Origin of the sequence: Nocardioides sp. TF02-7 (assembly GCF_022437945.1) — a bacterium.
Lineage (GTDB): Bacteria > Actinomycetota > Actinomycetes > Propionibacteriales > Nocardioidaceae > Nocardioides.
Genome location: NZ_CP092535.1, coordinates 3086837 through 3106594, shown reverse-complemented (window position 1 = coordinate 3106594; position 19758 = coordinate 3086837). Strand labels below are relative to the sequence as shown.

Here is a 19758-nt window from a genome sequence, read left to right as displayed (position 1 = left end):
ACGGACGCCGGCCGCCCTCAGGGCTCGACGGTCACCTTGATGGCGGCGCCCTTCTCGACGATCGAGAACGCGTCGAGCACCCGCTCGAGCGGGACGTGCTCGGTGATCAGGTCGGCCACCGGCACCTGGCCGCCCGCGATGTAGTCGAGCGCCCGCTTGTTGTGCTCGGGGGCCGAGCCGTTGGCGCCGTGGATGTGCAGCTGGCGGTAGTGCACGAGGTTGGAGTCGCACCGGATGAACGGGTCGGTCTTCGGGAGGCCGCCGAAGAACGAGATCCGCCCGTTGCGGGCGGCCATCGAGATCGCCTGCTCCTGGGTGACGTTGGCCGCGGTCGCGGTGATCACGACGTCGGCCCCGCGTCCGCCGGTGAGCTCGAGGACCCGCTCGACGACGTCGACCTGGGACGCGTCGATCACCTCGTCGGGGTGCACGGCGTCGGCGGACATGGCCAGCCGGTCCGCGTTGACGTCGACGAGGAACACCCGGCCCGCGCCGTGGACTCCACGGGCGAGGCGGATGTGCATGCAGCCGATCGGGCCGGCCCCGAACACGACGACCGTGTCGCCCTGCTCGATGCCGAGCAGCTCCTGGGCGTTGATCGCACAGGCGAGAGGCTCCGCCGCGGACGCCTCCGGGAAGCCGACGCCCTCGGGGATCCGGTTGAGGCCGTCGACCCTGAGCACCTGCCGCGGGACGACCATGTACTCCGCGAAGCCGCCGTCGTACTGGTAGCCGACCGAGGTCTGGTTCTGGCAGACCGCCATCCACCCCTTGCGGCACTCGTGGCACTCGCCGCAGGGCACGGCGGCGATCACCTGGACCCGGTCGCCGACCGCCCAGTCCGCGCCGTACGCCGCGTTGACGTCGGCGCCGACCTCGACCACCTCGCCGGCGATCTCGTGGCCGGTGATCCGCGGCGGGGTGAGGTTCTGGTGACCGTTGTGGAGGATCTTGACGTCCGTGCCGCAGGTGGAGCAGTTGCGGACCCGGAGCTTGACCTCGTCGGGCCCGCAGACCGGCTCGGGGACGTCCTCCACCCGCACGTCCTCGGGTGCGTAGAAGCGCAGTGCCTTCATGGTGCCCTCCGGGCTGGTCGACGACTCGGACAGCCGCAATGTACCGCATATTCGTGGCTTCGGTCTTTGACCCTGTTGGTTTTTGCCTCTTGACCACCCGAAACAACAGCGATACAAAGACATTCACAGATCACGTGACGTCAGTCACACGGTGCTCGCCGGAGGTTCACGATGTCCACGCAGGTGACGACGCCCCGGAGCGGGGTACGGGTCCAGGTGCAGCGCTTCGGCACCTTCCTCTCGAACATGATCATGCCCAACATCCCGGCGCTGATCGCGTGGGGACTGCTGACCGCCCTCTTTCATCGACGTGGGCTGGCTGCCCAACGCCGACCTGGCCACGATGGTCGGCCCGGCGATCCACTACCTGCTGCCCGTCCTGATCGCCGTCACCGGCGGCCGGATGGTCTACGGCGACCGCGGCGCGGTGGTCGGCGCGTTCGCGACGCTGGGCGTCATCGCCGGGTCCGACTTCCTGATCGCCGAGTTCAACGCCTCGCTGGCCCCGGGCGAGGACCCGCGCGGCCAGGTGCACATGTTCATCGGCGCGATGATCATGGGCCCGCTGTCGGCCTACGTCATGAAGCGGCTCGACGCCCTCTGGGAGGGCAAGGTCAAGGCCGGCTTCGAGATGCTCGTCAACATGTTCTCGGCCGGCATCACGGCCTTCGTGATGGCCCTGGTCGGCTTCGTCGGGGTGGCCCGTCTGGTCAACGGGGTCATGGACGTCGCCGGCGACCTGGTGAAGACGCTGGTCGACAACAACCTGCTGCCGCTGACGTCGCTGCTGATCGAGCCGGCGAAGGTGCTGTTCCTCAACAACGCCATCAACCACGGCGTGCTGACGCCGCTCGGCCTCCAGGAGGCAGGCGAGACGGGCAAGTCGGTGCTGTTCCTGCTCGAGGCCAACCCGGGTCCGGGCCTCGGCCTGCTGCTGGCGTTCACGTTGTTCGGCCGCGGGGTCGCGAAGGCGACCGCCCCGGGCGCCGCGGTCATCCACTTCTTCGGCGGCATCCACGAGATCTACTTCCCCTACGTGCTGATGAAGCCCAAGCTCATCCTCGCGATGATCGCCGGCGGCATGACGGGCGTGGCGATCAACGTCGCGTTCGACGTGGGGCTGCGGGCCCCGTCGGCGCCGGGCTCGGTGTTCGCGGTCTACGCGCAGACCGCGCGGGGCGACTACCTCGGCGTGACGCTCAGCGTGTTCGGCGCCGCCCTCGTCACGTTCGCGGTGGCTTCCTTCCTGCTCAAGATCGAGAAGGGCGACGACGACGGCGACCTGGCGGGCGCCACCGCGCGGATGGAGGCCAACAAGGGCAAGCGGTCGTCGGTGGCGTCGGCGCTGACCGGGGCCAAGGACGGAGTCATCGACCGGGCCACGGACCTGGCGACCGGTCCCATCCGCTCCATCGCCTTCGCCTGCGACGCGGGCATGGGGTCCTCCGCCATGGGTGCGTCGGTGCTGCGGAAGAAGATCCACGGCGCCGGCCACGAGGAGGTCACCGTGGTCAACCGGGCGATCGCCAACCTCACCGACGACTTCGACCTCGTCGTCTCCCACCGCGACCTCACCGACCGTGCCCGCCAGCACGCGGGCTCCGCCGTGCACGTCTCGGTGGAGAACTTCATGCAGTCGCCGGCCTACGACGACATCGTCGACCTGGTGCGCCGGCGCAGCGCGGGCGGTGACGGGCCGCCGGCGGCTCCTGAGCCGGCGGCCGCGACAACCGGCGGCAGCGACGAGCGGCCCGTGCTCGACGCGGCCTCGGTCGTGCTCGACGCCGTCGGCACCCGCGACGACGCGATCACGACGGCGGGCGAGCTGCTGGTCGCAGCGGGCGCGGTCGACGGGTCGTACGTCGCCGCGATGCACGCCCGGGAGCGGTCGGTGTCGACCTACATGGGCAACCTGCTCGCCCTCCCCCACGGCACCAACGAGGCCAAGCCCTCGATCCGCCGCACGGCGCTGTCGTTCGTGCGCTACCCGCAGGGGGTCGACTGGAACGGCAAGCAGGTGAAGTTCGTCGTCGGCGTCGCCGCCGCCGGTGACGACCACCTCAAGGTGCTGCAGCGGATCGCGGAGATCTTCGCCGACGCCGACCAGGTGGCCCGGCTCGAGTCCGCGGCGTCCACGGACGAGGTGCTGGAGATCCTCGGCGCCGTCCAGCCCGCCTGACCGCCTGACCGACGGGGGGCAGGAGCCGCCCGACGCTCAGCGCGCGTCGGGCGGCTCCACGCCGGGGTAGTCGTCGGGGTCGCCGGGCTCGCCGCCCGGGAGCCCGACGTCGACGCGCCGCTCGACGGTGACGTCGCCGTCGGGGCTGAGGACGATCGACGCGTAGCCGGTCTGCAGGCCGGTGTCGGGGTTGACGTACTGCAGCTGCACGGTCACGTCCTTCAGCGGGGTGGAGAACGGCGTGGAGAAGCGGTTGAAGGTCGGCGTCTCCTCCACCCCGCCGGAGGTGCCGAGCTGGTTGACGACCGTCCACGTCACCTGCGACCCGTCGGTGTTCCAGACGACCCGCGGCGGCTCGGCGTCGTGCCGGTGGCCGATGTTGACGATGCCCGGCGGCAGGTCGCCGATGCCGTCGTCGGCCGGGGTGGTGGGCCGCTCCTGGGCCGGGTCGAGCTCGGTGACGGCGTCGACCCCGAGGTAGCCGGCGGCGGTGGCCGGTTGGTGCACCACGACCACGAGCCCGCGCTCCTCCTCGGCGGCCTCCTCCTCGACCACGCCGCGCAGGTCCTCCCCGCGCTCGTGCTGGGTGACGCCGCTGTCGTTGTTGACCAGGCCGCCGAAGAGCGACTTGAACGCCGGGTCGGCAGCACCGGAGACGAGGATCCCGCCGACCTCCTCGACGGTGCGGTCGACGACCGTCGCGCCGCCGTCCTCCAGCTGCTCGACGGTCGCCTCGGAGTCGTGGTCGCCCTTGACGGCCACGGTCGGGATCTCGCCGGAGGCGGCCGCCTCGTCGCGTACGAACCCGTCCTCGGCGACCGTGCCGTTGGAGGAGATGTCGCCGGAGATCGTCCGCACCACCACCGCGTCCGCACCGAGGTGCTCGCGCAGCAGGTCGTAGAGCGGGACCCGCGCGTCGGTCGCCACCTGGCTCCCCTGCGGGTCGGCCTCCGCGACGACGACGACCTCGCCCTCGCGCGGCGCCAGCTCCTCGGCCTCCGACGGGATGATCCGCTCGAGGTTCTCCCGGGTGGCGTCCCGGTACTGCGCGGCCCGCGCCTCGATCCGGGTGGTGTTCTTCTCGATGAACGGCCGCACCTGCTGCGCGACCTCCCGCGTCTGCGGACTGCTGAACGACAGGCCCTCGACGCCCGGCATCGCATAGCCCTCGTCGGCGGCGTCCCGGGCGTCCCACCGGGCGAAGAGCACCGACGCCACGGCGGTCGAGACCACCACCGCGCCCACGACGTAGCCGGCACGCGCCGCGACCCGCCGGCCGCGGGTGCCCGACCACCGCGCCGGCACCGGTGGCGCCCCACCGCGGAACAGCGCCATCAGCAGCAGCCCGCCGACCGCGGCCACGGCCAGGCCGTAGACGATCGTCCGCTGCACGACCTGCGAGCGCAGCTCGGCGCCGTAGCTGCGGGCCACCTCGGCCGGGTCGTTGACGAACGCCGCGTTGGCCTGCAGGAAGCGGGGCGAGACGTACGACGACAGCGTCCCGCCCGCCTCGGGCGGCCCGGTCACCGTGATCCGCGCCCCGAACCCCCGGCACCGGTGCGCTCCCAGTAGACCTGCCCCATGACGCCGGTGTCGATCGTCGAGCGCCCGTCGTGCGCGAGCTCGACCTCCACCGGGAAGGTGCCCAGCCGGTCCTCGAACCGCGCGTCCTCGAGCGCCTGCTCGATGCTCACCGGCAGCACGACCAGCGCCGCGACGACGACGTAGGCCGCGTAGACGCCCAGCCCGCGCGCGGCCCTGGGCAGCCACGCGCGCGCCTTCGACCGCGCCGCCTCCGCTCGCACCACACCTCCTCGCGTTGCCAGCCTAGGGGTGGGGCGGGGTCAGATCACCCCCAGCGCCAGCATCGCGTCGGCGACCTGGATGAACCCCGCGATGTTGGCGCCGGCGACGTAGCTGCCCGGGATGCCGTAGGAGTCGGCCGTCTCGAGGCAGCGGTCGTGGATGCCGACCATGATCTCGGCGAGCCGCTCCTCGGTGTGCGCGAACGACCACGAGTCGCGGGATGCGTTCTGCTGCATCTCCAGCGCGCTGGTGGCGACGCCGCCGGCGTTGGCCGCCTTGCCCGGCGCGAACGACACGCCGGCCTCGGTGAGCACCCGCACGGCGTCGGGCGTGCACGGCATGTTGGCGCCCTCGGCGACGACCACGCAGCCGTTGCGCACCAGGGTGGCGGCGAGGTCGCCGTCGACCTCGTTCTGGGTGGCGCAGGGAAGGGCGATGTCGCACGGCACGGTCCAGACCGACTCGCCGGCGACGTACCGGCTGCGGCCGCCGCGCTCGTCGGCGTACGCGGAGATCCGCTCCCGGCGGACCTCCTTGACCTCCTTGAGCAGGGCGACGTCGATGCCGTCCTCGTCGACGACGAAGCCGCCGGAGTCGGAGCAGGCGACGACCCGGCCGCCGAGCTCGGCGACCTTCTCGGCGGCGTAGATCGCGACGTTGCCGGAGCCGGAGATCACGACCGTCTTGCCGTCGAACGAGGTGCCCCGGGTCTTCAGCACCTCGTTGGCGAAGAAGACGGTGCCGTAGCCGGTCGCCTCGGTGCGCACCTGCGCGCCGCCCCAGGTGAGGCCCTTGCCGGTGAGGACGCCGGACTCGTAGCGGTTGGTGATCCGCTTGTACTGGCCGAAGAGGTAGCCGATCTCGCGCCGGCCGACACCGATGTCGCCCGCCGGCACGTCGGTGTACTCCCCGATGTGGCGGTAGAGCTCGGTCATGAACGCCTGGCAGAAGCGCATGATCTCGCCCTCGGAGCGGCCCTTGGGGTCGAAGTCGCTGCCGCCCTTGCCGCCGCCGATCGGCAGGCCGGTGAGGGAGTTCTTGAAGATCTGCTCGAAGCCGAGGAACTTCACGATGCCGAGGTAGACCGACGGGTGGAACCGCAACCCGCCCTTGTAGGGGCCGAGCGCGGAGTTGAACTCCACCCGGAAGCCGCGGTTGATCTGCACCGCGCCGGAGTCGTCGACCCACGGGACCCGGAAGATGATCTGCCGCTCGGGCTCGCACAGCCGCCGGATCACGGCCGCCTCGGTGTACTCCGGGTGCCGCGAGACCACCGGCCGCAGGCTGTCGAGCAGCTCGTACGCCGCCTGGTGGAACTCGGTCTCGCCGGGGTTCCTCCGCAGGATCTCGTCGTAGACCGACTCCAGGCTCTCGTCCACCACAGACACCTCTCGTGACGTTTCCTCACCGGCGGTGACCGCGGGCGCCGTTGACGCGGCCCGGCCGGAGCATGCGCGGACCACCGTCTCATCAGTCGACGGACCACGTGTCGACGGGTCGCCACGGTGAGACCCGGGTCTCCCCCGGGCCGGCGTCAGAGGCGGTCGCCGTACGACTCGATCGCGTTGCGTGCCTTGACCCGCTCGCGGACGGCCGGCGGCAGCGAGGTGAGCACGTGCCGCGGGTCGTCGAAGTCCCAGTGGGGGTAGTCGGAGCTGAACATCAGCGTGCGCTCGGCGTGCGCGATCTCGAGCAGCGTGTGCAGGTGGCTGCGGCGGCGGGGCTCGGGCAGCGGCTGGGTGGTGAACCGCACGTGGTCGACGAGGTACTCGCTGGGCAGCCGCCTGATCCACGGCACCTCGTCGCGCAGGCCCTTCACGTTCTTGTCGAGGCGCCACATCACGTCGGGGATCCAGCCGAGCCCGCCCTCGGTGACGATCACCTTCAGCCCGGGGAACCGCTCGAAGACGCCGTGGCAGACCAGGCTGATCACGTTGGCCTGGAAGACCTGGCTGAGGCCGGTGTGCCACTCCACGTAGTAGGTCGGTGTGCCGCCCGCCATCGGCGGCGAGGTGCGGAAGATCCCCTCCCCGGAGTTGGGGTGCACCGCGACCGGCACGCCGAGCTCGGCCGCCGCGTCGTAGATCGGGTAGTAGTGGCGCTCGCCCATGAGGATGCCGGTCAACGGCAGCAGGACGCCGACGAACCGCTCGTCGCGGCCGGCGCGGCGGATCTCCTGCGCCGCGAGCTGCGGGTCCTGCGCACCGACGACCAGGTAGCTGCGGAAGCGGTCGTCGGCGGCGAGCCAGGTGGCCGCGATCCAGTCGTTGTACGCCGACGCGATCATCGCCGCGGCGTCGGGGTCGGGCAGTGCCCCCGAGGCCCAGCACCTCCCCGCCGATGAGGACCGCCCGGTCGATGCCGTTGCCGTCGAGCAGCTGCCGGGCGGTGAACGCCGGGTCGGCGCCGGGTGCCGAGCCGTCGGGTGCACGGGCGTCGTCGCGCAGGACCCCGGACTGGTTGACGTAGAGCATGTTGCGCGGGATCGACACCGCCTCGCGGTGGCCGACGGTGGACAGGTTGCGGCGCTCGTCGAGGCCCAGCCGTCGCTGGGCGCTGCGCGACAGGTGCGGGCGGAGGTCGGCCATCCCGCCCTTCATGATCGGGTGCACGTCGCAGTCGACCAGCTCGTAGCGAGGGGCCGGCTCCCCGGTGTCGGCCGGCAGCTCGAGGAGATCGGTCATGGTGCGGCTCCTGTCCGGCTGACCCGTTGCGGATGACGCCGCGAAGCGTCAGAGTCATGCATAGCAAATCGTTTGGCATCGCGACAGGGGGAAACCGGTGGAGATTCGCATCGGGACCGTCGACGAGGTGCGGCGCGAGGGCTGCCGCGTGGTCGACGTCGACGGCCGCAGCGTGGGGGTGATCAGCGTCGGCGAGGAGTTCTACGCCGTCAGCGACCGGTGCCCGCACATGGGGGCGTCGATGTGCACCGGGTCGCTCAGCGGCACCTTCGTCGCCTCGGCACCGCACGAGTACGTCTACGGGCGCGACGAGCGCGTCCTGCGCTGCCCGTGGCACGGCTGGGAGTTCGACCTGGAGACCGGCCGCTCCCTGCTCGAGCCGCACCGCAGCGGCCTGCGGACCTACCGCGTCACCCAGGCCGACGGCCACGTCGTGCTGCACACGTGAGCCGGAGGACACCGTGCTGAAGAACATCGACCCGCTCCTCGGCGCCGACCTGCTCGGCCACCTGGCCGCGATGGGCCACGGCGACGTGCTGGCCCTCGTCGACCGCAACTACCCGGCCGCCTCCTCCGCCCGCCGGCTCGTCCAGCTGCCGGGTGTCGACGTCCCCCGCGCCGCACGAGCCATCTTCTCGGTGCTCCCGGTGGACACGTTCGTCGAGCCGGCCCTGCTCCGGATGGGGCCGGTCGGCGAGGAGGACGTGGAGCTGCCCGTGCACGCCGACCTCCGCTCGGTGGTGGAGGAGGCCGAGGGGCGACCGGTGCCCTCGGCCCCGCTCGAGCGGTTCGAGTTCTACCGCCGTGCGGCGGCGGCGTACGTGGTGGTCGCCACGACCGAGGCGCGGCCCTACGGCTGCTTCCTCGTCACGAAGGGCGTGGTCTGACCCGGCGCCGCGACGGATCCGCGCATGGGGGGTTGCCACCGGGCGCGACCCGTCCTACGGTCAGGACAATCGATTTGCATGTGACCGTCGTCACAGGCGTCCCGGGACGGTCGCCGAGCGGAGGGAGCCCCTCATGAACCAGTCCGTCCACCTCAACCGGCTCGACCGGCGCGCGATGCTGCTCGGCACCGGCGGCGCGGCCGCCGGCCTGGCCGCCGCAGGCGCGGTCGGTGCCATCGGGGCGGCCACCCCCGCCGGCGCGGCCGCCGCCCCGGTGAAGCTGCCGCCCACCGGACGCCCACCGCTCTGGCGGCAGGCCGACCGCAAGGGCATCGTCTTCGGCTCGTCGATCGCCACCTGGCAGCTCGACCCCGAGTACAAGCGCCTGCACGCCCGCGAGGCGGGGCTGATGTTCACCGAGGACGACCTGCTCTGGTACCAGCTCAAGCCCGGCCCCGGCGAGCCGATGAACTTCGGGCCCGGCGACCGGATCGTCCGCTTCGCCAAGCGGCACAACCAGCTGGTGATCGGCGCCCACCTCGCCTGGGACGAGGGGGTTCGGCGAGGGCTGGAGCGAGGAGGACCTGTGGGGCCTCGACCGGCGCGACGCCGAGAGGCTGCTCTACGGCGTCATCCGGCGCGAGGTGCGGCACTACCGCGGCAAGATGGACGGCTGGATCGTCGCCAACGAGGTGACCGATCCCGAGGAGGCCGACCGCCACGGGTTCCGCAAGAACGTCCCGTGGTACCAGACGATCGGCCCCGGCTACATCGCCGAGAGCTTCCACATCGCCAAGCGGCAGGACCCGAAGGCGCTGCGGATCATCAACGAGTTCGGCTTCGAGACCGTCAACGAGTGGGGCGACCGTCCCGGTCCGCGGCGCCGGGCCTACCTCAAGGCGATCGACCGGCTGCTCGACCAGAACGTGCCCCTCCAGGCCGTCGGCATCCAGGGCCACCTCCTCGCCGACGACTTCGGCCGCAGGTTCAACGAGAAGGCCTACCGCTCGTTCCTCAAGGAGATCGCGGACCGCGACCTGCCGATCCTCATCACCGAGCTCGACGTCCTCGACACCGGCCTGCCCAAGAACCCCAAGCGGCGCGACCGGATGGTCGCCGACGTCTACCGCCGCTACCTCGACGTCACCCTCGACGAGCGGGCGGTCAAGGTGGTCGTGGCGTTCGGTCTCACCGACCGCTACACCTGGCTCGACGAGGACCAGCCGCGACCCGACGGCGCCCACCGCCGCCCGCTGGCCTTCAACCGCCGGATGGGCCCGAAGCGGGCCTACTACGCGATCAGCCACGCGTTCCGGCACGCGCCGAAGCGCAAGCGGCTCTGGAAGCTCGACAAGCGGCGCTGACCCCACGAACCGACCGGGGACCCCGGGCGCGGCGCTCCTGGCCGCGCCCGGGCGGCCGGTCGGTCAGCGGCCGCGGGCCGGGATCGTCGGCGCGCCGGTCTGGAGGTCGGGACCGAAGAACGTGTAGGCCACCAGGTCCACGCTGCCGGTGTTGACGACCTCGTGGTCGCCGGTCGCGACGTCGTGGGTCACGACCAGCTCGTCGCGCCCGGGCTCGCCACCGCTGACCTCGAGGCCGGCGTACGTGCCCTCGCCCGACCAGACGAAGACGCTGTAGACCCCCGGCTCCCGGAGCCGGTGCGTCCCGCCGGGCGGCACCACCAGCCGCTTCCCGGCGTACTTGCCGGTGTTGTAGAAGATCCACGACTCCACACCGGAGTCGTCGCCGGTCACCGGCTGCGGCGTCAGGTGCCGGTTCTCGTAGAACCACGGGTCGCCGTTGAGCTCCCAGTCGACGAACCGCAGCGGGAACCGCTCCCCCCTCGGCCTCGCGGTCCTGCGGCCGCACGTCCTTGAACAGCAGGTCCTTGGAGATGATGCGGCCGGCGTTGAGCGCCTGGAACATCGCCAGCACGTCGGAGTCCTCCTGGAGCTCCAGCGTCAGCGCGGTCCCGGGGGCGTGCAGCACGCCGGACGGCACGTGGAACCCCTCCCCCGGCACCTGCAGCTCCGCGCGCGCGTGGCGCAGCACCAGGTCGCTGTCCCAGTCGACGAGGTAGGGCAGCAGCACCTCGTGGGCGCCCTCCTCCGCGATCCACGGGTGCACGCCGAAGAACGTCTCCGGGTGCGCGCCCGGGTCGACGCCCGGGAGGAAGTGGTAGGACTCGTCCTTGGCGTTGCGGCCCACGAGCGAGGCGAACTCCTGCGGCGGGTGGATGTGGTAGGGCAGCCGGAAGCCGTAGTCGAAGATCTTCGCCAGCCGGCCCAGCCCGCGGTGGCCCGCGGCGTACGCCGACCCCATCACCGCCGCCGGGTCGGCGGCCACCGCGTCGCGCAGCAGCATCCGCTCCCCGTGCTCGCCGACCACGTGGCTGAGACCCTCGTCGTCGGGGCCGACCCGGTTGTCGGCCTTGGTCTCCGACGCCAGCCACCGCTCGCAGATCGCGCCGCGCGGCCCGACGTCGTACGCCTCCTCGGGCAGGCCCAGCCGGCGGCCGGGAGGCAGGAAGTCGCGCGCGACCCAGGCCGGGTCGCACCGGAGCACGCCGTCGCCCTGGGACAGCAGGCGGTGCAGGAGGTCGCGGTCGGCGCTCACCCCTTCAGCCCCGTGACGGTGATGCCGCGGACGAAGTGCCGTTGGAAGATCATGAAGACGATGATCATCGGAAGGGTGGCGATGACGGAACCCGCGAAGAGCAGGTTCCAGTCGGTCTTGTTCTGCACGACGAACAGCGCGAGCCCCACCGGCGCGGTGATCTTCTCCGGGTCCGACATCACGATGAGCGGCCACAGGAAGTCCTCCCAGGCGCCCTGGAAGGTGAAGATCGCGTTGGCCGCGAGCGCCGGGGTGCACAGCGGGAGCACGACGTTCCAGAAGATCCGGAACTCGTTGGCGCCGTCGATGCGTGCGGCGTCGAGGAGCTCGTCGGGGATCGACATCATGTACTGCCGCAGCAGGAAGATGCCGAACGCGCTGACGATCCCGGGGGCGATCAGCCCCCAGTAGGAGTCGAGCATGCCCTGGCCGCCGTTGCCCAACCAGTCGTTGCCGCCCAGGAACGGGATGTGCTGGATGATGATGTAGTTCGGGATCAGCGTGATCTGGCCCGGCACCATCATCGTGGCGAGGAACATCACGAAGATCACGTTGCGGCCCGGGAACTTGCGCTTCGCGAAGGTGTAGGCGCACAACGCGTTGAAGAACGTCTGCAGCACGGTGATCGTGATCGCGACGAACGCGCTGTTGGCGAACCACCGCCACTCACCGTGCCCCTGCGACTGCTGCGCCTCGGTCAGGTCGCCGACGTTGAGGAACCCCTTGTAGCCGTCGATGGTCGGGTCGCCCGGGATCCACGTCGGCGGGTTGTCGAAGATCGTGCTCATCGGCTGGAACGACGCGCTCAGCAGCCACGCGAACGGCGCCACGAACAAGATGGCGATCGGCCCCAGCACCAGGTAGGTCGCGAGCTTCGCCCGCAACGACATGTGGTCCTTCTCGCGCGGCGCGCCGGCCGGGCGGCGGGCCCGCCGGTCCTTGCGCATCCGGCGGGGGACGACCGGCTCGAGCTCGCTGGCGAAGCGCGCCGCGACCGGCTCGTCGGTCACGCCGCTCACGAGGTGGCCCCGTCGCGGAACAGCCGCAGCTGGAAGGCGGTGAAGGCGAGCAGCATCGCGAACAAGGCGAACGCGAGGGTGCTGGCGTAGCCCATGTCGTAGTACTTGAAGGCCCAGAGATACATGTAGTAGACCATCGTGGTCGTCTTGTTGACCGGTCCGCCGCTCGTCATCACGAAGATCTGGGTGAAGACCTGCAGCGAGCCGATGATGCCCATGACGAGCAGGAACAGGGTGGTCGGCCGGAGCAGCGGGATCGTCACGTACCGCACCCGCCGCAGCGTGCCGGCGCCGTCGAGCTTGGCCGACTCGTAGAGCTCGTGGGGGGATGGCCTGGAGCCCGGCCAGGTAGACCACCATCGAGAAGCCGACGCCGCTCCACACGCTCATCAGGACCACCGCCGGCATCGCGAGGTTCTTGTCCGACAGCCACAGCAGCGGCTCGTCGATGATCCCGCCCTGGAGCAGGTAGTAGTTGAACAGCCCGAAGTCCCCGTTGTAGAGCCACTTCCACAGCAGCGCCGACACCACGAACGGCGTCACCACCGGCAGGTAGTAGGCGGTGCGGAACAGCGCCCGGCCACGGAGCGGCTGGTTGAGCAGCAGGGCCAGCACCAGACCGATCACCATCGTCAGGGGCACCGACGCGCCCGTGAAGTAGATCGTGTTGAGGACCGACCCGACGAAGCGCTCGTCGTGGATCATGTCCTCGTAGTTCTGCAGGCCGACGTAGGGCTTCTCCGGCTCGATGATGCTCCAGCGGTGGAACGTCAGGTAGAACGCGAAGATCAGCGCACCGAGCGTGAAGACCGAGAAGATCAGGACCCCGGGTGCGATGAACAGGTACGCCGACCGCTCCCGCCACATCCGGCGCGACAGCCTCGTCACCCTGCGCTCCCGCGGTTCGCGGCGCTTCTCCACGTCCTCCGGCTTCGTGTCGGTCGCGACAGCCGTCGGCATCCGGGCTCCTCCCCTCTCGAGACCGTCCGCCCGGGACGCGGGTCCCGGGCGGACGGAACGGTCGTCAGCCGCGCGCCAGGATCGCGTCGGCCTGCTGGGCGGTGTTGTCGAGCGCCTCGTCGGCCGACTGCTCGCCGTAGAACGCCTTGCCCAGCTCCTCGTTGAGGATCGTCTCGATCCTGGGGAACTTCGGGTTCGACGCGGTCGGCGCGACGCCGCACTCCATGAGGTCGATGAAGCCCTCGAGGATCGGCTTGTGCTCGAGGATCTCCTCGCCCTCGAGGAGCGAGGTCAGCGGCGGGAGCGTCGTCCCCTCGGTCTTGTAGGTGTTGCGGGCAAGGGTCTCGGGCCGGGACAGGAACTCGATCCAGAGCCAGGCCGCGTCGGGGACGTCGGTCTGGTCGAGCATCACCAGCGCGTCACCGGCGATCGACGTCTTGCAGCCGGCGGGCCCGTCCGGCAGCGGCGCCGTCGCCCACTTCCCCTCGATGTCGGGGAACTCCTCGGTCAGCGTCCCGGCGAACCAGGTGCCGGCCATGTACATCGCCACCTGTCCCTCGGCGAACGCCACCCGGCCGTCCCACGAGTTGGAGTTGAGGTAGTCCGGCGGCGAGTAGTTCGCGAGGTTGACGTAGTACTCGGCGGCCTCCCGGCCCTCCTCGCTGTCGAACGCGATCTCCGTGCCGTCCTCGCTCAACAGGTTGCCGCCGGCCTGGAACAGCCACGGCTGGAAGTAGTAGGCCGACTCCGGCGCGAACACCTGGAACCCGTACTGGTTCGCGTCCTCGTCGGTCAGCGCCGCCGCAGCCTCCTCGAACTCCTCCCACGTCTCCGGCGGACCGTCGATGCCGGCCTCCTCGAACAGGTCGGTCCGGTAGAACAGGCCGGTGGTCTCGCCGCCGACCGGCAGGCCCCAGGTCTTCTCGTCGTAGGTGACGAACTGGCGGAACGCCTCGACGTAGTCGTCGAGGTCCACGACCTCGCTGCGCTCGATGTAGTTCACCAGGTCGACGATCGCGCCGCGGGAGGCGTAGTCGGCGGTGTCGCTGGCGTTCACGTAGGCGACGTCCGGTGCGTTGTTGCCGGCGATCCGCGTCGTGAGCACCTGCGCCGCCTGCTCCGCGGGCACGTTCTCGAACTTGATCGTGATGTTGGGGTACTCCTCGTTGAACTCCTTGGCCAGCTTCTTCATCTCCGGCTGGGTGCCGACCCACGAGAAGAAGGTGACGGTGGTGGGCTCCGAGGGCTCCTGGACGGCACCCTCACCCTCCCCCTTGGGCTCTTGCTCGCCGCCGGACTCGCCGCCGCACGCGGCCAGCCCCAGCGACGCGGCGGTCGCCAGCACTGCGACCGAGGCGACCTTCCGGGACAAATTCATCCTCACCGAAACCCACTCCCTTGTGTCGTCAGTGGTGTCAGGAGACCGGTGGCGACCGCGATGCAAATCGTTTGGCTCCTTCGCGGGAAGCATCGTTTCCGGCCGCGTCTTTGTCAATGGATCGGCGTGCTTTGCGTCACATTTGCTGCCGGATCGTGACCGTCCGGAGACGCGAGGGCGCTGCGCCGTACCGCCGCCGGTAGGCGCGGCCGAAGTGCGAGAGGTCGTTGAAGCCGGCCGCGTGGCAGATCTCGGTCACCGACAGCGACGTCGTCGTGAGCAGCGTCCGGGCGAACCGCAGCCGCCGCTCCTGCAGATAGGCCTGGAACGAGGTGCCCGTCCGGCGGCGGAAGCGCTCGCTGAAGTAGTTGGGCGAGAGGTGCGCGACGGCGGCCGCGTCGGCGAGCGTCAGCGGCTCGCGGAAGTTGCGGTCGACGTAGAGCACCGCCGCCCGTACGTCGTCGTCGACGGCGCCCGGCTGCGGTGGCCGCGGTGCGCCGGCGTCGCGGCGCCGCCGGGCGACCTCGACGACCAGGCAGGCGACCATCGCCTCGACCAACCGCTCGGAGCCGGGCCGCGGCTCCTCGAGCTCGCGCTGCAGCCGGGCCAGGTCGGCCGCGGCGTCGCCGAGGTCGTCGACCTCCCACGGGAAGCCGGCCACCGCCGGGCTGCCGAGGACCGCGAGCTGCTGCTCGACCAGCTCGGGGTCGATGACCGCGTTGTAGCAGGTCAGCGGCTCGTCCCCCCGGCTGCGGATCGCGTGAAAGTCGGCCGGGGAGAGCAGGAACGCGCTGCCGGGGCCGATGGTCCGAGTCTCGCCGTTGACCTCGTGGTCGGCCTCGCCCCGGACCACCAGGGCGAGCTCGTAGTAGTCGTGCCAGTGCACGTCGACGGTGCGCAGCTCGGGCACCATCACCCGGGCCCGCCGGTCCGGGGGCAGCAGCGACGCGACGCTGAACCGCTCCACCGGGTCGGTCACCGGCCCCCGCTCAAATCGTTTTGGTTCCGCTAGGCTACGGCCATGCCGCGCCGGAAGTCGACCGATGTCGCGCCCCCTCCGGCGCGCGTGACGATCGCTCACGTGGCCGACCGGGCGGGCGTCAGCCCCCACCACGGTGTCGCACGTCCTGTCGGGCAAGCGCGTCGTCGGCGCGACCACCCGGCAGACGGTGCTCGACGCGATCCGCGAGCTGGGCTACCGGCCCAACCACGTCGCCCGCAACCTGCGCACCCGGCAGTCGCGGATGCTCGCGGTGGTCGTCCCCGACATCACCAACCCCTACTACGCCGTCCTGACGCGCGGCCTCGCCGACGCCGTCGACGCCGCCGGCTACGGCACCTTCGTGTGCAGCACCGACGGCCAGCACGACCGCGAGCGGAAGTTCTTCCAGGACGTGATGGACCGCGGCGCCGACGGCGTCGTCTTCGCCTCGGGCGAGACGGCCTCGGAGATCACCTTCGGGCCGGCCGAGCAGGCGACGCCGATCGTCTGCATCGGCGACCACCTCGAGCACCCGATGTGCGACGCCGTGATCCCCGACGACGAGTCCGGCTCGCGCGAGGCGGCCGCCTTCCTCGCCGCCCGCGGCTACTCCCGGATCGCGATGGTGCAGGGTCCGCCGCGCTACGGCATCGCCCGCACCGCCGGGTTCCGCGCCGCGATGCAGGCCGCCCGGGTGCGCGTCCCGGCGGAGCGGATGGTGCGGGGCGACTGGACCCGCAAGGGCGGCTACCAGGCCATGCAGACGCTGATGAGGCTCGATCCCCGTCCCGACGCGGTGTTCTGCGCCAACGACCTGATGGCCATCGGGGCTCTCGACGTCGCGCACGAGCTCGGCCTCCGGGTGCCGGAGGACGTCGCCATCATCGGCTTCGACGACGTCGACGCTGCGACCATCGTGACCCCCCAGCTGACGACCGTGCGCAACCCGGCGTACGAGGTCGGCAGCGCCGCCGGCGACCTGGTGCTGAGCCGGATGTCGGGCCGCTACGCCGGCGCCGGCCGCACCGTCGTGCTCCCGTGCCCGCTGATCGAGCGCGGCACCGCCTGACGGCCCCACTCGACGTCGAGGAAGTGCCTTCTCGACCGTGAAGAAGTGCCTACTCGACCTCGGGGAAGGTGATGACGGCCTTCACGAAGCCGGGGGGCTTGTCGCGGAGGGTGGCGAACGCCTTGTTGACGTCGTCGAGGGGGAACCGGTGGCTGACCAGGTCGTCGGTGGGGAGCCGGCCGGCGGCGTGCAGGCGCATGCCGACCTCCATCCCCCGCATGATCACCGCGAGGTCGCGGAAGTGCGCGTTGACGAGCCGGAAGGCCATCCAGTTCCAGAAGGCCAGCGGCAAGGTCCGCTCGGCACCCTGGTGGTAGCCCACGACCGCGATCGTCCCGCTCATCCGCGTCGTGTCGCCGCAGGCGGTGAGCGCGCGCTGGGTGCCAGTGCACTCGAAGGTGACGTCGGCGCCCCGGCCTCCCGTCAGCGCGCGCACGCGGGCGGCGAGGTCGTCGGCGGTCACGTCCACGACGTCCGTGGCCCCGAGGCGACGCGCGCGCTCCAGCGCGTCGCCCCGGGCGTCGGCCACGACCAGGCGGCGCGGACCGCGGAGGGCCGCCAGCCGCTGGACGAGGTTGCCCATGAACCCGGCGCCGATCACGACCACGTCGTCGCCGAGGCGGACGTCGGCGGCCTCGACCGCGTTGACGGCGCACGCGATCGGCTCGGCGAGGGCGAGGTCGAGCGGGCCGTCGCCGGCCGGGAAGCAGTAGGCCGCCCGCACCGCGACGTACTCGGCGAAACCGCGCTCGGTGACCCACACCCCGACGCGGGCGCCGGCCGCGAGGGTGGTGACGTCGCTGCCGACCTCGGTGACGACCCCGCTGACCTCGTGCCCGGGGTAGCGGACCTCCCCTGTGGGCGGGCCGTCGACCCACGGCTCGAGCTCGGACGCGCACACGCCCGACGCGACGACCCGGACCACCACCTCGTCCGGCCGCGGCACCGGCACCGGCGCCTCCTCGACCTCGAACCGCTCCGGCCCGCGCAGGGCCGCGATCCTCACGGCAGCTCTCCGTCGTGCAGCACCACGATCGCGTAGACCCCGAGGGTCTCGAGCCGCACCCGGTGCCGGCCGTCTGCGTGGGTGAGCTCGAGCGGCGTACGGCGGCCGTCCGGCGTGACCAGCGTCGCCCGCTGCTTCTCCTTCGGCAGCCGCACCGTGAGCGGCACGTCCGCGACCGGGCGCACCGCGTCGACCGCGGCGTCGTAGTCGTAGTTGACGAGGTGCAGCGCGACGGAGCCGTCGGCGAGCTGCTGCAGGTTGGCGGCGACCGACGCGGTCGTCTCGACCTGCCGGCCGCCGGGCAGCAGCGCGTCGACCGTGCCCCCGGTGCGCCCGGACGACCCGCTCGTGCTCCGGCAGGGCCGCCGCGACCCGGTCGGTGGTCACCACCGTGCCCCCGCCGGCCAGGTAGCCCGCGACCGCCTCCGCCTGCTGGTCGGTCATCGCGTGGACGTCGGGGGAGGACGACGGTCGGGTACCGCGCGAGCGCCGCTGCGCTCGCCCGGTCCGGCGCGGTCACGCCGTCGGCCCAGATGACCACGTCGAACGGGACGGCGGCGTCCGCGAACGCCTTCGTCACCGCCCGGTAGGGCACCACGACCGACTCGTCGCGGGCGTTGGTCGTGTTGTCGCTGGCGTCGGCCCTCGCGATCAGCGCGCGCGTGCTCTCCACGCTGAAGACGACCGCGACCTCGTTGGCGGTCTCGCGGGCGAGCAGCGCCTCGTGGTCGGCGAGGAAGGCCTGGATCTCCGTCGCCAGCCCGTGCGGGGCGTAGAAGGAGTCCTCGATGACGCTGCCCATCCACGAGCCGTAGGGCACCGACATGTTCGCGCCCATCGCCGCGGCCTCGAAGAGGGAGAGCCGGAACAGGTCGTGGCCCCTCCCCTCGCCGAGCAGGCCGATCAGCTCGGGGACCACGCCGCCGTAGGGGTTCTCCACGACGACCACGTCCTTGCTGCCGGCGAACCCCGCGACGTAGCGGTACCACTCCGGCTGGCGGTAGGTCGTGTTGCGCATCTCGGTGACGACCAGGTCGACGTCGTCGGCCAGCGCGAGGTACATCGGCTCGAGGTTGAAGAAGTTGCCCGACACGATGATCTCCCGCCCGACCGACCGGGCGTAGGAGCGCGCGTAGTCGGCGAGCTCGGCGAAGTACCTCTTGATCGCGAGGCATTGGAACGCGTAGTAGTCGCCGAAGAGCGGCGTGGTCTCGCGGCCGGTCTTGAAGTCGAACCCCTGCTCGAGCAGCCACTCGCCGTAGTGGAAGGAGCCGAGGTCGACGCCGTCGAGCGCCGGGTCCCGCCGGTCGGGCGGCTGCTCCTGGAGGTGGGAGCGGAACCCCTTCATGCAGTCCTTGCAGAAGCACGCGCCGTACTGGAACGCGCCCATCGGCAGCTCGGCCTCGTCGAGCTGGATGCCGTCGACGCCGGCGTCGACCTGGATCCTGATCACGGCCTTGAGGTACTCGCGCCAGACCGGGTTGTTGCGGTCCATGTAGAAGCACTGGTGCTCGCGGTCGGGGCACTCCACCCAGTGCGCGTGGCACGGCTGCTGGTGGATGTCGCGGACCACGCACTCCTCGACCAGGTCGGTGACCGGCTCGTCGTCGCTGTTGACGAGGCCGTCGGGGAAGTAGTGCTCGACCGGCTTCCACAGCCGCGGGTAGCGGTTGGCGGAGAACTCGCGCAGCCCCAGCCAGCCCCGCTTGCCGACCCCGCGCAGCTCGTTGAGCGCGAGCACCTCGTCCTCGTCGTCGCTCAGCTCGACCGGGAACTCCCAGCCCTGGGCCTCGAAGACGATGCCGAGCACCTTGATGCCCCGCTCGTGGCACGCGGCGATGAACTCGCTGTCGTTGACGAAGCCGTAGAACCGCGATCGCGCGTCGACCGGGCCGAACGCCTCCTGCTCGAGGTAGGGCAGCGACAGGGACCCTCCGCCCATCGAGGCCCACACCAGCACGGTGGCGCGGTAGTCGACCAGGTCGTCGACCATCCGGAGCCGGCGCGGCGGCAGGCTCGGGTGGTAGCAGTGCTGCCGGGGGAACCAGGCGTCGAAGTACACACCGCGGTGCATGGCGGGCCTCTCGTGCGTC

At 71.3% G+C, this 19758-nt stretch carries 15 protein-coding genes; 5 read left to right on the top strand and 10 right to left on the bottom strand.

Annotated elements, in window-relative coordinates; genetic code table 11:
- Window positions 1–17: 17 nt before the first annotated feature.
- Window positions 18–1076 (bottom strand): zinc-dependent dehydrogenase, encoded by a 1059-nt coding sequence (locus MF408_RS15900; protein WP_240248512.1) that lies wholly within the window; start codon window positions 1074–1076, stop codon window positions 18–20.
- Window positions 1077–1386: 310 nt separating this feature from the next.
- Between MF408_RS15900 and MF408_RS15895 the strand changes: the two genes are divergently transcribed.
- Window positions 1387–3255 carry a PTS mannitol transporter subunit IICBA gene (locus MF408_RS15895; RefSeq protein WP_240248511.1) on the top strand — a complete coding sequence of 623 codons (1869 nt, stop codon included), beginning with the start codon at window positions 1387–1389 and terminating at the stop codon, window positions 3253–3255.
- 36 nt (window positions 3256–3291) lie between these two features.
- On the opposite strand, the gene MF408_RS15890 is transcribed toward MF408_RS15895, so the two are convergent.
- The 4 genes from MF408_RS15890 to MF408_RS15875 form a co-directional block, all read right to left on the bottom strand.
- Window positions 3292–4782, bottom strand: a complete 1491-nt coding sequence (locus MF408_RS15890; RefSeq protein WP_240248510.1) for a hypothetical protein — start codon at window positions 4780–4782, stop codon at window positions 3292–3294.
- Window positions 4779–5060, bottom strand: a complete 282-nt coding sequence (locus tag MF408_RS15885) for a hypothetical protein (RefSeq protein WP_240248509.1) — start codon at window positions 5058–5060, stop codon at window positions 4779–4781. Before MF408_RS15885 ends, MF408_RS15890 begins: the two co-directional genes overlap by 4 nt.
- Window positions 5061–5099: 39 nt before the next feature.
- Complete coding sequence (gdhA, locus tag MF408_RS15880; RefSeq protein WP_240248508.1) at window positions 5100–6440, bottom strand: NADP-specific glutamate dehydrogenase; 1341 nt, start codon at window positions 6438–6440, stop codon at window positions 5100–5102.
- 155 nt (window positions 6441–6595) lie between these two features.
- The gene (locus MF408_RS15875; protein ID WP_240248507.1) at window positions 6596–7348 is read right to left on the bottom strand and encodes an amidohydrolase family protein; all 753 of its coding nucleotides are present in this window, start codon (window positions 7346–7348) and stop codon (window positions 6596–6598) included.
- Window positions 7349–7842: 494 nt separating this feature from the next.
- On the opposite strand from MF408_RS15875, the gene MF408_RS15870 reads away from it, so the two are divergent.
- From MF408_RS15870 to MF408_RS15860, 3 genes are all read left to right on the top strand, one after another.
- Window positions 7843–8193, top strand: a complete 351-nt coding sequence (locus MF408_RS15870) for a Rieske (2Fe-2S) protein (protein ID WP_240248506.1) — start codon at window positions 7843–7845, stop codon at window positions 8191–8193.
- A 13-nt stretch (window positions 8194–8206) separates the two neighbouring features.
- Window positions 8207–8632, top strand: coding sequence for an RbsD/FucU domain-containing protein (locus MF408_RS15865; protein WP_240248505.1), 426 nt, complete (start codon window positions 8207–8209; stop codon window positions 8630–8632).
- Between the two features lie 644 nt (window positions 8633–9276).
- Window positions 9277–9996 (top strand): endo-1,4-beta-xylanase, encoded by a 720-nt coding sequence (locus tag MF408_RS15860; protein ID WP_240248504.1) that lies wholly within the window; start codon window positions 9277–9279, stop codon window positions 9994–9996.
- Here MF408_RS15860 and MF408_RS15855 read toward each other — a convergent pair.
- The 4 genes from MF408_RS15855 to MF408_RS15840 all read right to left on the bottom strand — a co-directional run bounded on the left by MF408_RS15855 (window position 9932) and on the right by MF408_RS15840 (window position 15587).
- Window positions 9932–11251: a hypothetical protein gene (locus MF408_RS15855; protein WP_240248503.1), complete on the bottom strand. Its 1320-nt coding sequence runs from the start codon at window positions 11249–11251 to the stop codon at window positions 9932–9934. The genes MF408_RS15860 and MF408_RS15855 overlap by 65 nt on opposite strands.
- Window positions 11248–13230 carry an ABC transporter permease subunit gene (locus tag MF408_RS15850; protein ID WP_240248502.1) on the bottom strand — a complete coding sequence of 661 codons (1983 nt, stop codon included), beginning with the start codon at window positions 13228–13230 and terminating at the stop codon, window positions 11248–11250. The genes MF408_RS15855 and MF408_RS15850 overlap by 4 nt, the downstream gene beginning before the upstream one ends.
- 64 nt (window positions 13231–13294) lie before the next feature.
- The gene (locus MF408_RS15845) at window positions 13295–14575 is read right to left on the bottom strand and encodes an ABC transporter substrate-binding protein (protein ID WP_240248501.1); all 1281 of its coding nucleotides are present in this window, start codon (window positions 14573–14575) and stop codon (window positions 13295–13297) included.
- A gap of 169 nt (window positions 14576–14744) precedes the next feature.
- Window positions 14745–15587: an AraC family transcriptional regulator gene (locus tag MF408_RS15840; RefSeq protein ID WP_240248500.1), complete on the bottom strand. Its 843-nt coding sequence runs from the start codon at window positions 15585–15587 to the stop codon at window positions 14745–14747.
- A 136-nt stretch (window positions 15588–15723) separates the two neighbouring features.
- Here MF408_RS15840 and MF408_RS15835 point away from each other — a divergent pair, with 136 nt between their 5' ends.
- Window positions 15724–16659: a LacI family DNA-binding transcriptional regulator gene (locus tag MF408_RS15835; protein WP_240248499.1), complete on the top strand. Its 936-nt coding sequence runs from the start codon at window positions 15724–15726 to the stop codon at window positions 16657–16659.
- On the opposite strand, the gene MF408_RS15830 is transcribed toward MF408_RS15835, so the two are convergent.
- On the bottom strand, window positions 16596–19739 hold the full coding sequence (locus MF408_RS15830) for a hypothetical protein (RefSeq protein ID WP_240248498.1): 3144 nt from the start codon (window positions 19737–19739) through the stop codon (window positions 16596–16598). The genes MF408_RS15835 and MF408_RS15830 overlap by 64 nt on opposite strands.
- Window positions 19740–19758: the final 19 nt, after the last annotated feature.

Coding starts and splice junctions, on each gene's coding strand:
- MF408_RS15900 (WP_240248512.1), bottom strand. CDS start 1,076: ATGAAGGCACTGCGCTTCTACGCACCCGAGGACGTGCGGGTGGAGGAC.
- MF408_RS15875 (WP_240248507.1), bottom strand. CDS start 7,348: ATGATCGCGTCGGCGTACAACGACTGGATCGCGGCCACCTGGCTCGCC.
- MF408_RS15850 (WP_240248502.1), bottom strand. CDS start 13,230: ATGCCGACGGCTGTCGCGACCGACACGAAGCCGGAGGACGTGGAGAAG.
- MF408_RS15830 (WP_240248498.1), bottom strand. CDS start 19,739: ATGCACCGCGGTGTGTACTTCGACGCCTGGTTCCCCCGGCAGCACTGC.